General features: G+C 41.1%; 15 protein-coding genes. 11 read left to right on the forward strand and 4 right to left on the reverse strand.

Annotation, left to right across the window (positions count from 1 at the left end; all coding sequences use genetic code 11):
• Positions 1 to 3: 3 nt before the first annotated feature.
• The 4 genes from lpdA (at position 4) to AC1TO6_RS03985 (ending at position 3,724) form a co-directional block, all read left to right on the forward strand.
• A complete protein-coding gene (lpdA, locus tag AC1TO6_RS03970) occupies positions 4 to 1,416 on the forward strand; it encodes a dihydrolipoyl dehydrogenase (RefSeq protein WP_482100306.1) in 1,413 nt (470 codons plus the stop codon).
• Between the two features lie 161 nt (positions 1,417 to 1,577).
• Positions 1,578 to 2,390, forward strand: a complete 813-nt coding sequence (locus AC1TO6_RS03975) for a polysaccharide deacetylase family protein (RefSeq protein WP_482100307.1) — start codon at positions 1,578 to 1,580, stop codon at positions 2,388 to 2,390.
• Positions 2,391 to 2,463: 73 nt separating this feature from the next.
• The gene (locus tag AC1TO6_RS03980; RefSeq protein WP_482100308.1) at positions 2,464 to 3,420 is read left to right on the forward strand and encodes an NAD(P)H-dependent flavin oxidoreductase; all 957 of its coding nucleotides are present in this window, start codon (positions 2,464 to 2,466) and stop codon (positions 3,418 to 3,420) included.
• A 22-nt stretch (positions 3,421 to 3,442) separates the two neighbouring features.
• A complete protein-coding gene (locus tag AC1TO6_RS03985; protein WP_482100309.1) occupies positions 3,443 to 3,724 on the forward strand; it encodes a UPF0223 family protein in 282 nt (93 codons plus the stop codon).
• Positions 3,725 to 3,739: 15 nt separating this feature from the next.
• Here AC1TO6_RS03985 and AC1TO6_RS03990 read toward each other — a convergent pair whose 3' ends face one another.
• Positions 3,740 to 4,369 carry a YktB family protein gene (locus AC1TO6_RS03990; protein WP_482100310.1) on the reverse strand — a complete coding sequence of 210 codons (630 nt, stop codon included), beginning with the start codon at positions 4,367 to 4,369 and terminating at the stop codon, positions 3,740 to 3,742.
• 159 nt (positions 4,370 to 4,528) lie between these two features.
• Here AC1TO6_RS03990 and AC1TO6_RS03995 point away from each other — a divergent pair, with 159 nt between their 5' ends.
• Positions 4,529 to 4,726, forward strand: coding sequence for a hypothetical protein (locus tag AC1TO6_RS03995; protein WP_482100311.1), 198 nt, complete (start codon positions 4,529 to 4,531; stop codon positions 4,724 to 4,726).
• Between the two features lie 119 nt (positions 4,727 to 4,845).
• On the forward strand, positions 4,846 to 5,640 hold the full coding sequence (locus tag AC1TO6_RS04000; protein ID WP_482100312.1) for an inositol monophosphatase family protein: 795 nt from the start codon (positions 4,846 to 4,848) through the stop codon (positions 5,638 to 5,640).
• A 66-nt stretch (positions 5,641 to 5,706) separates the two neighbouring features.
• Here AC1TO6_RS04000 and AC1TO6_RS04005 read toward each other — a convergent pair whose 3' ends face one another.
• Positions 5,707 to 5,892 (reverse strand): YlaF family protein, encoded by a 186-nt coding sequence (locus AC1TO6_RS04005; RefSeq protein WP_482100313.1) that lies wholly within the window; start codon positions 5,890 to 5,892, stop codon positions 5,707 to 5,709.
• A 100-nt stretch (positions 5,893 to 5,992) separates the two neighbouring features.
• Between AC1TO6_RS04005 and typA the strand changes: the two genes are divergently transcribed.
• Together typA and AC1TO6_RS04015 are read left to right on the forward strand one after the other, a co-directional pair.
• The gene (gene typA / locus AC1TO6_RS04010) at positions 5,993 to 7,822 is read left to right on the forward strand and encodes a translational GTPase TypA (protein ID WP_482100314.1); all 1,830 of its coding nucleotides are present in this window, start codon (positions 5,993 to 5,995) and stop codon (positions 7,820 to 7,822) included.
• 182 nt (positions 7,823 to 8,004) lie between these two features.
• Positions 8,005 to 8,349 (forward strand): YlaH-like family protein, encoded by a 345-nt coding sequence (locus AC1TO6_RS04015; protein WP_482100315.1) that lies wholly within the window; start codon positions 8,005 to 8,007, stop codon positions 8,347 to 8,349.
• Positions 8,350 to 8,365: 16 nt separating this feature from the next.
• Here AC1TO6_RS04015 and AC1TO6_RS04020 read toward each other — a convergent pair whose 3' ends face one another.
• Entirely contained in the window at positions 8,366 to 8,569 is a 204-nt protein-coding gene (locus AC1TO6_RS04020; RefSeq protein ID WP_482100316.1) for a YlaI family protein, read from the reverse strand.
• Positions 8,570 to 8,582: 13 nt separating this feature from the next.
• Complete coding sequence (locus AC1TO6_RS04025; protein WP_482100317.1) at positions 8,583 to 9,083, reverse strand: peptidyl-prolyl cis-trans isomerase; 501 nt, start codon at positions 9,081 to 9,083, stop codon at positions 8,583 to 8,585.
• A 185-nt stretch (positions 9,084 to 9,268) separates the two neighbouring features.
• Here AC1TO6_RS04025 and AC1TO6_RS04030 point away from each other — a divergent pair, with 185 nt between their 5' ends.
• The 3 genes from AC1TO6_RS04030 to pyc all read left to right on the forward strand — a co-directional run bounded on the left by AC1TO6_RS04030 (position 9,269) and on the right by pyc (position 14,231).
• A complete protein-coding gene (locus tag AC1TO6_RS04030; protein ID WP_482100318.1) occupies positions 9,269 to 9,550 on the forward strand; it encodes an Fpa/YlaN family protein in 282 nt (93 codons plus the stop codon).
• A gap of 62 nt (positions 9,551 to 9,612) precedes the next feature.
• Entirely contained in the window at positions 9,613 to 10,791 is a 1,179-nt protein-coding gene (locus AC1TO6_RS04035) for an FtsW/RodA/SpoVE family cell cycle protein (protein WP_482100319.1), read from the forward strand.
• A 2-nt stretch (positions 10,792 to 10,793) separates the two neighbouring features.
• A complete protein-coding gene (gene pyc / locus AC1TO6_RS04040) occupies positions 10,794 to 14,231 on the forward strand; it encodes a pyruvate carboxylase (protein WP_482100320.1) in 3,438 nt (1,145 codons plus the stop codon).
• The last annotated feature ends 3 nt before the right edge of the window (positions 14,232 to 14,234 follow it).

Below are 14,234 nucleotides of genomic sequence, written 5' to 3' on the forward strand. Positions count from 1 at the left end.
ACAATGGTAGTAGGAGACTTTCCAATCGAAGTAGACACGCTCGTCGTAGGTTCTGGACCAGGAGGATATGTTGCGGCAATTCGCGCGGCACAATTGGGCCAAAAAGTAATCGTAGTTGAAAAAGGTGATCTTGGTGGTGTGTGCTTGAACGTGGGATGTATTCCTTCCAAAGCACTTATTGCTGTTGGACATCGTTATGCAAATGCTCAAGATTCTGATTCAATGGGCATTACAGCGACGGAAGTGAAACTAGATTTCACTAAAGCGCAAGCGTTCAAAGATAGCGTTGTAAACAAGTTGACTGGTGGAGTCGCAGGACTTCTTAAAGGCAACAAGATTGAATATGTTCAAGGTGAAGCCTATTTCGTCGATAGCAACACAGTACGTGTGATGGACGAAACTTCAGCGCAAACATATAAATTCAAAAATGCAATCGTTGCAACGGGTTCACGTCCGATTGAAATTCCGACGTTTAAATTTACAGAACGCGTTATTAATTCTACAGGTGCTTTGAATCTTAAAGAATTACCGGGTAAACTTGTAGTTATCGGTGGTGGATATATCGGTACTGAGCTAGGATCTGCATATGCAAATCTTGGATCAAAAGTAACGATCATTGAAGGCGCTAATGACATTCTTGCGGGCTTTGAAAAACAAATGACACAGATCGTTAAAAAAGGCTTGAAGAAAAAAGGCGTTGAAGTTGTTGTTAAAGCGTCTGCAAAAGGCGTTGAAGAAACAGCTACTGGCGTTACAGTTACATACGAAGTAGGCGGAGAAGAGAAAAAAGTCGAAGCTGATTACGTACTTGTTACTGTAGGCCGTCGTCCGAATACGGATGAAATTGGATTAGAAGAGATTGGCGTTAAGTTCCTTGAGCGCGGTCTCATCGAAGTCGATAAACAATGCAGAACAAGCATTCCAAATATCTACGCAATCGGTGATATCGTTCCTGGACTTCAACTTGCACATAAAGCTTCTTATGAAGCGAAAATTGCTGCAGAAGCGATTTCAGGCGAGAAGTCTGAAGTTGACTACTTGGCGATTCCTGCTGTTTGTTTCACTGATCCTGAACTTGCATCTGTTGGCTTTACCGAGCAACAGGCAAAAGAAGAAGGTTATGAAACGGTAGTAGGGAAATTCCCATTTGCGGCTAATGGACGTGCACTAGCACTTGATGCTTCAGAAGGGTTCGTTAAGCTTGTATCACGTAAAGAAGACGGACTACTACTTGGGGCTCAAATAGTAGGTGCAAGTGCATCAGACATGATTGCTGAACTTGCACTTGCAATTGAAGCGGGAATGACACTTGAAGATGTGGCTATGACAATTCATGCCCATCCGACGTTGAGTGAAATCTCAATGGAAGCAGCGGAAGTTGCTTTAGGTAAACCAATTCATATGATTACAAAATAAAAACTATAGTTAGAGATTAAACCGTCTATGAGGCAGAAAGTTATCCTCCTAGACGGTTTTTTTAGTTTGATATATTGTGATTAAAACTATTAAACTGGTATTCTTTTCTTATAAAACTTTAATTATGTTATTATTTAAGGAATTGAAAGGGCGGGACTAACTTGAAAAAACAAATAATATACATATTGGGCGCATTGATATTGGTATTATCAGCATGTTCCGACATAGATGTAGACGCCAAGCCTGAAAATAGAGACGAGAAATCATCTGAACCTGACGTTGAAATCATTGACAAAAGTACTGTTGAAGATCTCGATGAAATAGAAGAAGTTTATGAACCATTGTATGAAGTGAATCCCGCGACATATGCGATTGAACCGATTGGAAGTGCAAACAACAAGGTTGTTTTACTGACAATTGACGATGCACCTGATAAATGGGCATTAGATATGGCTAAGACGCTACAAAGTCTTGATGCACCAGCAATCTTTTTTGTAAACGGTCATTTTATTGATACGGATGAAGAAAAACTTGTATTGAAAGAAATTCATGATTTAGGATTTATGATCGGCAATCATACGAAAACGCACGCTGATTTAAAACAACTTTCAGAAGAACAACAAACTGAAGAAATCCTTACAGTGAGTGATACAGTAGAGGGAATTATTGGTGAGCGTCCAGTGTTTTTCAGAGCTCCGTTTGGCAGTAATACGGACTATAGCAGAGCGCTAGCGCTAAAAGATGGAATGCTTTTGATGAATTGGTCATTTGGCTATGATTGGGAGAAAAAGTATACGGATGTGGATGCATTGGCGGATATCATGGTGAACACTGATTTATTGCGTGATGGTGCGAATCTTCTCATACATGATCGTGAATGGACTGCTGGAGCACTGGAGAAAATCGTCCTCGGTTTAAGAGAAAAGGGATATGAGTTCGTAGATCCTGGAACAATCAAGGTCCCCGAGCAATAAGAGTCTTCGGTAAAGGTTTGGTAGGTGCCAATGAAGAATATTCTATAGTAGAGATAATGAGGGGGATAAACAAATGGAATGGAAAACTAGAATAACGGATCTGCTTGAAGTGCAGTATCCCATCGTTCAAGGTGGCTTGGCATACTTAGCATACGCGGAGCTTGCTGCCGCCGTTTCGGAAGCTGGGGGACTCGGGCAGATAACGGCTATGAGTTTGGACTCGGCCGATGAACTCAGAGCAGAGATACAGAAAGTGAAAGGGATGACGAATAAGCCTTTCGGTGTAAACTTTGCAATTGGACAGCATGGACGACCTTTCGCACATATGGTGGAGGCAGCACTCGAAGAAGGAGTTCAAGTCATGTCGGTGACAGGAGGAAACCCAGCACCATTTTTTGCGCAACTTGAAAACACAAATGTCAAAAAGCTAGTACTCGTTGCCGCTAAAAGACAGGCACAGAAGGCGGAATCACTTGGAGCCGATGCTGTTATGGTTGTTGGACAGGAAGGTGGGGGGCATCTTGGTCGCGATGACATCGGTACAATGGTTCTTGTCCCGCAAGTTGTCGATGCGGTCTCAATTCCTGTTATTGCCTCGGGTGGAATCGGAGATGGACGTGGGTGGATGGCTGCTCATGCACTTGGCGCTGAAGGGATAGAGATGGGTACGAGGTTTATCGCAACGAAAGAGTGCGTTCATGCTTCACAAGCGTACATTGACCTTCTCTTGGCCAGTAAAGAAACGGGGACAACTGTCATCAAGCGGACAATTGGATCCCCTGCACGTGCATTAACAGGCAGTTGGACGGGTAGAATACTCGAAATGGAAGCACAGAATACTGATTATGAAGCATTGAAAGATTATATTAGCGGAGAAGCAAACCGGCGTTTCATCCACGACGGAGATTCTGACAATGGCTTTGGATGGGCGGGTCAAGTTGCGGGACTTATTAATGATGTGCCTTCCGTTGCTGAATTATTTGAACGTATGGTCAAGCAAGCAAAGACAATCCGCACCAGTTGGAACTAAAGTTAATAAAGGGGATGTACACATGGATTATAATTATCCAATCAGGGAGGACTGGTCAACTGTTGAAATAATCGCAGTCGCCAGTTTTTATGAGGCAATTGAAAAAGCATATGAATCAGGTATTGCTGGAGAAAAGATGCTTGAAGCATATCGCGGATTTAAAAAAGTTGTGCCTTCCATGTCAGAAGAAAAGACATTGTTTAAAGAATTCGAGGAAGCGAGCGGTTACAACAGTTATCGTGTAATTCAGGATGCAAAAGTTGCAAAAAAGGAAGAAATAATAAAAGGAATGCCCACGCGTTAAGCGGGAGCATTCCTTTTACTTTCTATTAATGACAACATCATACACTGGGAGTAGACAATCAAAAGTTTCTTCTGCAAATTCCATAAATTCTTCAGTGGACAGTTTGATGGCATCTTCACGTGATAAATGACGTCCAACAAGAAATTCGGCTTTTTTAACGGTTTGTAGTCGTTCTAAAAGCTGTACTAATTCGGATTTATCCATTTCTTGGATATTAAAAGCATCAGGTTTCATATGATCGCCGGATACAATATAGGATGCTGGAAGGGAAGTTAAAACGTTCAATTTCCTTTCAAGTCGTTCAGAAATTCCCTTCTTATCAGGATTTTCATAAATAACTGCAAGAATAATGAATAAATGTGTTCCCCATAAGCCAATCTGAAAGTGAGGCAAAGCTTTATATCCTCGTTTTGCAGGTGCGAATGCTACCCAGCTGTCTTTAGGAGGATTGACTGTCCGTCTTGCATGTTTTGCGACATGTGGAAAAAATTCATCTGTACCGTGTGCAGAAAGACGATCTGCAAAGTGTGTGCCAAGCATATGGAACTTAGGTTGAATCCGATTTTGAAGTGCTTCCATCCGATTTTCTAGTCCTTCAGTGGAAAATACATCAAAATCATCTTTTTCCCAAAAATAATTTCGCATTTTCATTACCCCCAATAACATTTACACGTTTATCATAGCAGAAATCGGGGAACAATCTTAAATAACAAGGCTTATAACTAGAGCAAACTTAAGCCATGGCATATTTTAATAATAACTAACAGAAAATTTGGACTATATACTGAAAAAGGGGTGTCAACTATGAAACAGGTCGTCCATGTAATTCGGAAAGCCGATGTTGAGAAAGAATATGTTAAGCTGCTGAACTTAGAACTTGATTATGAACTTGCGACGCTTTTCGATGCAATACAGGAAAAAGATGCATCACAGAACATGAAGAGTAAACATAGGCTAATGGAGATTCATCGTGAATTGGAGATTCTGAATGGATTTTCATAAGAACGAGTGGCTCGCTGAAAAATGCATCCCTACACTTCCTTTCAAAACAGGGATAGTGTAATGGGATGTTTTTTTCGTTATAGTATGATATAGATGGTTGAAGGGGAAGAGGTGGCTTCATGCAATGGGGAAGTATTGATCGGTACGCAAAATCCTTGATTAAAGAGGCAGGACATAAAATACGTGTTTCTTTTTTCAATCAAATTGACATCAATTCCAAGTCGGATGCCAATGATCTTGTGACAAATATAGATAAGGAAATTGAACAGTTTTTCATAAGTCGGATAAAAAAGGATTTTCCAAGTCATAGAATTATGGGTGAAGAGGGATTCGGAGATGTTGTTCACACACTTGACGGGGTTGTCTGGATGCTTGATCCGATAGATGGAACAATGAATTTCATTCATCAAAAACGAAATTTCGCCATTTCGTTAGGAATATATGCCGAAGGTGTCGGAATGTTAGGCTATATTTATGATGTGATGGGTGATGATTTTTATCATGCGGCGAAAGATGAAGGAGCTTACTTCAATGATGAGCGTCTACCCCAATTGGAGATTACGCCGCTAAGCGAAGCAGTTATTGGTATTAATGCTAGTTGGGTTGCTCCAAATCGCTTTGTTGAAAACGAACAAATCATAGAGCTTATTCAGAAAAGCAGAGGGACAAGGTCATACGGATCGGCTGCAATGGAGTTGGCGTATGTCTCTTCGGGCAGACTGGATTCGTATATGTCGATGAGACTTTCTCCCTGGGATATAGCGGGGGGAATTGTTATTGCGCAGGAGGTCGGTGCTGTTGCAACAAACATGAAAGGGGAAACTCCCCATCTACTCGGCCAAGATACATTTATCGTTGCAAGACCAGGCTTGCATCAGGATATATTGACAAATTATATTCGGCTAAAGCAATAAAAAAAGGGGCCGTCAAGTACCGGATATACCGAATAACTTAAAACGACCCTATGGATTAACCCTATTCTAAAGTATACCTTGTTCTCTATATCTTTTTTTCGTCTTGAATCCATTGCCCATTACAAGAATGAGTGCCAGTATAGCGATAATGGCGATGGGAAAACTGCCCATGCCAACTGCAATACCGATTGCACACATTGAAGCTATAGCGGCAGCGGAGTAAAAAACGAAAATCCATTTTATGTTTTTCAAAAAAAATACCCCCATCTGTAATTAAATGTTTTAGAATTATCAATACATGTGCTATAATAACACAGTTAATCAACCGAAAAAAGAATAATGGAGTGAAATCATGACTAAACTTAGAAATGACTTACGTAACATAGCTATTATCGCCCACGTCGACCACGGAAAAACGACGCTTGTCGATCAACTTTTAAAACAATCGGGCATCTTCCGTTCCAACGAACAAGTAGATGAACGCGCAATGGACTCAAATGAAATTGAACGTGAACGTGGAATTACAATTCTTGCAAAGAATACAGCAATTGAATATAAAGAAACAAAAATCAACATTTTGGATACACCAGGTCACGCAGATTTCGGCGGAGAAGTGGAACGTATCTTGAAAATGGTAGATGGTGTAATTCTAGTTGTCGATTCATACGAAGGGTGTATGCCACAAACGCGTTTCGTATTGAAAAAAGCGCTTGAGCAGAACCTGAAACCAATCGTTGTCGTTAATAAAATTGACCGTGAATTTGCTCGTCCGGAAGAAGTGGTTGATGAAGTTCTTGAATTATTCATCGAACTTGATGCCAACGACGAACAGCTTGAATTCCCAGTTATTTATGCATCAGGATTCAACGGTACTGCAAGCTTATCACCAGATGTTTCAACACAAGAGGAAACGTTACGTGTACTTTATGACGCAATTCTAGAACATATCCCCGCTCCAGTCGATAATCGCGACGAGCCTTTACAGTTCCAAGTATCTCTTCTTGACTACAGCGATTACGTAGGCCGCATCGGTATCGGACGGGTTTTCCGTGGAACGATGCAAGTTGGACAGTCGGTTGCGGTTATGAAACGTGATGGTACTGTGAAAAACTACCGTGTTACGAAATTGTCAGGTTTCCTTGGTTTGAAACGCGTTGATATCCAAGAGGCTTTCTCTGGAGATCTCGTTGCGGTATCTGGTATGGAGAACATTGACGTCGGTGAAACAATTTGTCCGGCAGATCATCTAGAAGCACTTCCGGAGTTGTTCATTGACGAACCAACATTACAAATGACATTCCTTGTAAATAATAGCCCGTTTGCAGGTAAAGAAGGTAAATGGGTAACGTCAAGAAAAATCGACGAACGCCTTCAATCTCAATTGCAAACAGACGTTTCTCTTCGCGTAGATCCAACTGATTCACCTGATGCATGGACTGTTTCAGGACGTGGTGAGCTTCACCTGTCGATTCTGATTGAAAACATGCGTCGTGAAGGATTTGAATTACAAGTTTCGAAACCAACAGTAATCGTAAGAGAAATAGATGGCATTCGTTGTGAGCCTATCGAACGTTTACAAATTGATATTCCTGAAGAGCATACAGGCTCTATTATCGAGTCAATCGGTGAACGTAAAGGCGAAATGCTCGATATGATCAACAATGGTAACGGACAAGTTCGTCTAATATTCAATGTACCTGCTCGCGGATTAATCGGTTATTCAACTGATTTCCTTACATTAACAAGAGGTTACGGAATTATGAACCATACGTTTGATTCTTACCAGCCGATGGCAAAAGGTAAAGTTGGCGGTCGCAGAAACGGTGTTCTTGTTTCGATGGAGAACGGAACAGCTACGCCTTACAGCATAATGCAGCTTGAAGATCGCGGTATTATGTTCGTTGGTGCTGGAACGGAGATTTACGCTGGAATGGTAGTTGGTGAAAATACGCGCGAAAGCGATTTGACTATCAACTTAACGAAAGCTAAACAAGCAACGAATGTTCGTTCAGCATCGAAAGATCAGACGGTTACAACTAAAAAGCCACGTATTATGTCGCTTGAAGAAGCGTTGCAATATTTGGATGATGACGAGTATTGCGAAGTAACGCCAGTTTCAATCAGACTTCGCAAGAAAATTCTTGATAAAAACGAACGTGAACGCGTACAGAAAAAGAAATAATTTTTTAACTTCATTTAATTAAAATTTGAGCAGGGGAAACGATACATGTCTTCCTCTGCTCAAATTCGGACAAATAGAAGGCCAGGCGGTTCATCTAAGCGTCTTGTTAGCGATAGGTAGGGGTAATATGCCTTCTCGTTGACTTGACCGGTAGAATAGCTTTTAAGAAGGGATTGTGTTGAATGAGTGCTAGTGTTGGGGATGCAGAGGTATTCGGACGGATGTCAGGCATCGCACGCTTCATTTACGAAGTGATGCCTTCCTTTACGATAGCCGGTTATGTGCTTTTTGCCCTCGTCTTCCTCATGTCGGCAATTGTTTATAAACTGGGATTTGCTAGAAAGCTTAAGCCATTACAGACTTTAGTCATCTATGTATTCCTGTTTATCGGCTGTCTAATATTAACTTTTCTTGGGTTTTTCCTTCCGATTGTGGAAGGGCTTATCGTTGCGGCTCTCATTTTAATAATTTACAGAGTCCGTAGAATGAATGAATACAAAGACGAAAAAGAAGACCCCATCGTTTGATGGGAGTCTTCTTTTTTTAAAACTTTTTTTCGATGGCAAGTGAACTACGGTGAAATATGAAGTTCCCTGTTGCAATACGTGCAATGGTTTTTTCTGCAATCCGGACATTGCATTCCTCACACATATACGTGTGAATTGGACGGTTACGAAGTGTTTTTGCCAGTGGTAAATCATCCGGAAGTTGTCCGATATTGTCGCAAATGACACATTTTACGCGCATTGGAAATCCTCCTTCAATCGACTTGGATTGCTATGACGTTGCGAATCGGATTGTCGTTGTTCGATCCGTCTTTGAAAATGACATGAACTGGACCGCCATCAAGAAGTGGTTTTCCTTCATCACTAAATTTAAAAATAATCTCTTCTGCTCTTTCAAGCGGGAAAGTATGGCTATCGCCGTCAGACGTTTCAAAAGAAAATGTCACGGCGTTAGTAGCAGGCTCTGCAATTTTCAAGAAGTGACTTAATTGAATACCATAGGTACCAGTCACAACCTTTCTTTTTTCAAACTTTTTCTCCGTTTCTAACGTTGGTGGTACAGTTGCACCCTCCATTATTTCGCGGGACCAATGTTTTCCCATAGCTCTTTTATATTCTTCCAGTTCATCTTTTTCAACGCGATTTTCGGTAAAGTATGTTTTTAAATCCACACGACGATCATCGAAAATCCATACAGTTGGGTCCAGTGTGATGCCATAACGTACATTTCCTTTAATCGGAATTATTTTTTCCAAAAGAATATCCCCCTAAATAATAAAAAAATCATTTCATATCAGTATAACGCTTCGTTGCCACAAGGAAAAGCTTTTCCAATCGGATGCATAGAGCCAAAGGGAAATCACTTGCTTTTTCCCCAATCGGAAGATACAATTTATTCATAATAACCATTAAGAAATAAAAGTTTGATGGGGGCGTCCTCATGGATATAGAATTGCAGGAAACGTATCAGGAAAAGGCGATGAAGCAACTTCAGGCCGATGCTGATAAGATAGGTCAACTAATAAAAGTACAAATGGACCATTTGACGATGCCTCAGTGTCCGCTATATGAAGAAGTGCTGGATACTCAAATGTATGGACTATCACGGGAAATTGAATTTGCCGTCAAGCTCGGTTTGATTGAACGATCTAAAGGTAACGAAATTCTTTCTTTACTTGAGAAAGAAATGACAGTCTTACACGAAATATATACGAGAAAATAAGCCGAAAACTCAAACTGACATAAAGGTTTGAGTTTTTTGTTTAATGAAAAAGAGGTAACCCTATGAAAATATATGTAAAAAAACTAATTCGTTATTTTGATTTCCCCTTGTTCTTTGTCTATTTGCTGCTCTGTCTTTTTGGACTAGTTATGATTTATAGTTCAAGTATGGTAACGGCTGTGGATAGATATGACTATCCGGCTGACTATTTTTATCAAAAGCAATTATTAAACCTAGGCCTCGCGATTCCTGCTTTCTTTCTGGCGGCTTTTTTTCCATATAAGAATTACAAACGGAAAAAGTTAATGATTTTTGCAGTAATCAGTATGTTAACTCTTTTATTCATGGTCCATTTCGTGGGCTCGGGTGAACATGTCGGGGCTACCAGTTGGATTAAAACGCCATTTGGCAATCTGCAACCATCCGAAGTAGCAAAACTTGTTTTAATAGTTTACTTTTCTGGCGTATTTGCAAAAAAGTATGAATCTGGTACAATCGACAACATTAATCAATCAATTTGGCCTCCCGTAGGTATCCTCGTTTTAGCGGTCGGTTCCATCATGCTTGAGACGGACATAGGAGGTTCGTTTATTATTATTATCACTGCACTTTCTGTACTTGCGGCAAGTGGTATTAAAAAACGCACCTTCTTAAAAATTAGCGGACTCATTTCGGTCGGTCTTATTTTTGCAGCTCTTATTCTATATTTCCAATGGGAATCAATTATGACCGACGGAAGGAAAGGGAGGATTCTGTCATTCCTCAATCCGTTTGATTATATTCAAGGATCGGGCTATCAAATTGCGAACGGTTATATTGCAATTGGCTCTGGAGGCATTTCTGGAAGAGGCCTTGGTAACTCAATTCAAAAAATGGGTTATTTGCCGGAACCGCAGACAGATGTCATCATGGCGGTTATTTCAGAGGAATTAGGCTTATTGGGTGCTATTATTGTTATTGGGGGTCTTGGTTTTATCGTTTTGAGGGCGTTATCAATCGCACTTAAAGCCAAAGATCCACATGCACGTATGCTAGCAGCTGGAATAGGAAGTATGATAGGAATTCAAACATTCGTTAATTTGGGTGGTCTGACGGGGTTGGTACCGCTTACAGGCGTAACCTTGCCATTTATAAGTTATGGCGGAACTTCCATAATTCTGTTATCTTTATCTTTAGGAATATTGACGAATGTTTCTATGTTCGTGAAATATGAAAAAACAATGAGAAAAGGAAGTGCCTAGTGATGGAACAGATTAACAAAATCCTCGTAGCGAATCGTGGAGAAATTGCTATCCGAATTTTTCGTGCTTGTACTGAATTGAATATTCCGACAGTGGGTATTTATTCCACTGAAGATAGTGGATCATTTCATCGTTATAAGGCGGATGAGTCTTATATTGTTGGAGAAGGAAAGAAACCAATCGATGCTTATCTTGACATCGAAGGGATCATCGCAATAGCGAAAGACTCCGGCGCAAATGCCATCCATCCCGGTTATGGATTCCTAGCTGAAAATACCGATTTTGCAAGACGTCTCGAGGAAGAAGGAATCATCTTCATAGGTCCAAGTTCAAAGCAATTGGACATGTTCGGAGATAAAGTTAAGGCGAGGACTCAAGCTATCAATGCAGGCATCCCTGTTATTCCAGGTAGTGATGGTCCTGTTTCTACGGTCGAAGAAGTCGGAAGATTTGGAGAGACAAACGGCTATCCAATCATTATCAAGGCATCACTTGGTGGCGGCGGACGCGGCATGCGAATTGTAAATTCAGCGGACGAAGTCAACGAGGCGTTTGAACGCGCACGATCAGAAGCGAAATCTGCATTCGGATCCGATGAAGTGTACGTGGAGAAATACATTGATTTACCAAAACATATCGAAGTCCAAATTCTTGGGGATACATATGGCAATGTTATTCACCTATACGAAAGAGATTGCTCAATTCAGCGCCGCCACCAGAAAGTTGTTGAAATTGCACCTTCCATTTCATTGGAAGATGGGTTGAGGGAACAGATTTGTGATGCAGCAGTAAAATTGATGAAAAATGTTGATTATAAAAATGCGGGTACAGTGGAATTCCTTGTTTCAAACGGTCAATATTATTTCATCGAAGTCAATCCGCGAATTCAAGTTGAGCATACGATTACAGAAATGGTGACGGGCATTGACATCGTTCATGCACAAATTCGTATTGCAGATGGAAAAAACATTCATGAAGGCGAAGGAAGTATTCCGACGCAAGAAAACATACCGCTATTTGGATATGCGATTCAATCCCGTGTTACAACAGAAGATCCATTGAACGATTTTATGCCTGACACAGGAAAATTATCGGTTTACCGTTCGGGTGGAGGCTTTGGTGTACGACTTGACGCAGGTAACGGATTCCAAGGTGCTGTTATAACACCGTATTATGATTCATTACTGGTCAAAGTTTCAACATGGGGCATGACGTTCCGTGAGGCTGCATCTAAAATGAGCCGTAACTTACAAGAGTTCAGGATTCGGGGCATCAAGACAAATATCCCATTCCTCGAAAATGTTGTAAAACATAAAAACTTCCTAACAGGAAACTACAATACTAGTTTTATTGATACGACACCGGAATTATTCCTATTCCCTAACCGCAAAGACCGCGGAACGAAAATGTTGAATTATATTGGGAATGTTACTGTCAACGGATTCCCAGGAATCGGTAAACAATCGAAGCCAGTGTTCCATCCAGTAAGAAAACCGATAGTGGACCTTCTCACACCACCACCGTCAGGTACGAAACAGATTTTAGATGAACGTGGTGCAGAAGGGCTTATCAAGTGGATAAAAGAACAAGATGATGTTCTTTTAACGGATACAACATTCCGCGATGCTCACCAGTCTCTGTTGGCAACGCGTATGAGGACTTCTGACATGACGTCAATTGCATCTGAATCGGCAAGACTCATGCCCGATCTATTCTCATATGAAATGTGGGGCGGTGCGACATTTGACGTCGCTTACAGATTCTTGAAAGAAGATCCATGGGACAGGCTTCTGAAAATACGTGAACAAATTCCAAATGTCCTTCTCCAAATGTTGTTCCGTGGTGCAAATGCAGTTGGTTACACGAATTATCCTGATAATGTTATCCGGGAATTCGTTAAGAAATCGGCAGATGCTGGAATAGACGTATTCCGTATATTCGATAGCTTGAACTGGATTAAAGGAATGGAAGTTGCTATTGACGCTACGCGTGATGCAGGTAAAGTTGCTGAAGCGGCTATCTGCTATACAGGCGACATCCTAGATGATTCGCGTGCAAAATATACCGTTCAATATTATAAAGACATGGCAAAAGAGCTTGAATCAGCCGGAGCGCATATTCTAGCTATTAAAGATATGGCGGGTCTGTTGAAACCGGAAGCTGCATATCGACTTGTTTCAGAGTTGAAGGCGACAGTGGACATTCCAATTCACTTACATTCCCACGATACGAGCGGTAATGGGATTTATATGTATGCGAAAGCGGTTGAGGCTGGCGTGGACATCGTTGACACGGCTTTAGGGGCGATGGCGGGTCTAACTTCACAACCTTCAGCGAGCTCGTTGCACTATGCGCTACAGGGCGGTAAACGCAATGTGCGTGCAAACGTCAACTCGCTAGAGAATCTATCTTATTACTGGGAAGATGTTCGGAAGTACTACCAGCACTTTGAAAGCGGCATGATGAGTCCGCATTCGGAAATCTACGTTCACGAAATGCCAGGCGGTCAGTATTCTAACTTGCAACAACAAGCGAAGGCGGTAGGCCTTGGTGAACGTTGGGAAGAAGTTCAGAGTATGTATTCACGTGTAAACATGCTATTCGGAGATGTCGTGAAAGTGACACCGTCATCCAAAGTCGTTGGCGATATGGCGTTATTCATGGTGCAAAATGAAATGGATGAAAAATCTGTTCTGGTTCGTGGAACTTCTATTGATTTCCCAGAATCCGTAATTGAGTTTTTTGAGGGCTATATCGGCCAGCCATATGGCGGCTTCCCTGAAGAATTACAAAAAATAATTTTAAAAGAACGCCAAGCTATAACAGTTCGTCCTGGAGAGCTACTAGAAGATGCAGATTTCGAAAAACTCCAAAAAGAATTAAATGCAAAACTTGGGCGACCGGTTACAAGTCATGAAGTGCTTTCATCTGCACTGTATCCGAAAGTTTTCGAAGAATACTCCGTGACAAATAAGCTTTTCGGTGATCTATCAGTAATTGATACACCTGAATTTTTATACGGAATGCGTCTTGGAGAAGAAATCGAAGTGGAGATTGAAAAAGGGAAAACACTGATTGTTAAACTTGTATCCATTAGTGAACCGCAGCCAGATGCGACAAGAGTAATCTATTTTGAACTTAACGGTCAACCGCGTGAAGTCGTCATTGAAGATATGAATGTCGAGTCCGTTACAGTTCGTAAACAAAAAGCAGATACTTCAAATGAAGCCCATATTGCTGCAACGATGCCGGGTACAGTTTTGAAAGTCGCAACTTCCATAGGAGCGAAAGTGAAAAGAGGAGAACATTTACTCATCACAGAAGCTATGAAAATGGAAACGACGATTCAAGCACCTTTTGACGGTGTAGTTAAAGACATATATGTTACTGCTGGAGAGTCGATTTCGACTGGAGACCTGCTCGTAGAATTAGAACATTAATAG

The organism is Sporosarcina sp. Y352, assembly GCF_056786535.1.

What these genes read in the sequence shown, in the direction of transcription:
- lpdA (WP_482100306.1), top strand. Translation starts at nt 4, where the DNA reads ATGGTAGTAGGAGACTTTCCAATCGAAGTAGACACGCTCGTCGTAGGT.
- AC1TO6_RS03980 (WP_482100308.1), top strand. Translation starts at nt 2,464, where the DNA reads ATGGAATGGAAAACTAGAATAACGGATCTGCTTGAAGTGCAGTATCCC.
- AC1TO6_RS03985 (WP_482100309.1), top strand. Translation starts at nt 3,443, where the DNA reads ATGGATTATAATTATCCAATCAGGGAGGACTGGTCAACTGTTGAAATA.
- AC1TO6_RS03990 (WP_482100310.1), bottom strand. Translation starts at nt 4,369, where the DNA reads ATGCGAAATTATTTTTGGGAAAAAGATGATTTTGATGTATTTTCCACT.
- AC1TO6_RS03995 (WP_482100311.1), top strand. Translation starts at nt 4,529, where the DNA reads ATGAAACAGGTCGTCCATGTAATTCGGAAAGCCGATGTTGAGAAAGAA.
- AC1TO6_RS04000 (WP_482100312.1), top strand. Translation starts at nt 4,846, where the DNA reads ATGCAATGGGGAAGTATTGATCGGTACGCAAAATCCTTGATTAAAGAG.
- typA (WP_482100314.1), top strand. Translation starts at nt 5,993, where the DNA reads ATGACTAAACTTAGAAATGACTTACGTAACATAGCTATTATCGCCCAC.
- AC1TO6_RS04015 (WP_482100315.1), top strand. Translation starts at nt 8,005, where the DNA reads ATGAGTGCTAGTGTTGGGGATGCAGAGGTATTCGGACGGATGTCAGGC.
- AC1TO6_RS04020 (WP_482100316.1), bottom strand. Translation starts at nt 8,569, where the DNA reads ATGCGCGTAAAATGTGTCATTTGCGACAATATCGGACAACTTCCGGAT.
- AC1TO6_RS04030 (WP_482100318.1), top strand. Translation starts at nt 9,269, where the DNA reads ATGGATATAGAATTGCAGGAAACGTATCAGGAAAAGGCGATGAAGCAA.
- AC1TO6_RS04035 (WP_482100319.1), top strand. Translation starts at nt 9,613, where the DNA reads ATGAAAATATATGTAAAAAAACTAATTCGTTATTTTGATTTCCCCTTG.
- pyc (WP_482100320.1), top strand. Translation starts at nt 10,794, where the DNA reads ATGGAACAGATTAACAAAATCCTCGTAGCGAATCGTGGAGAAATTGCT.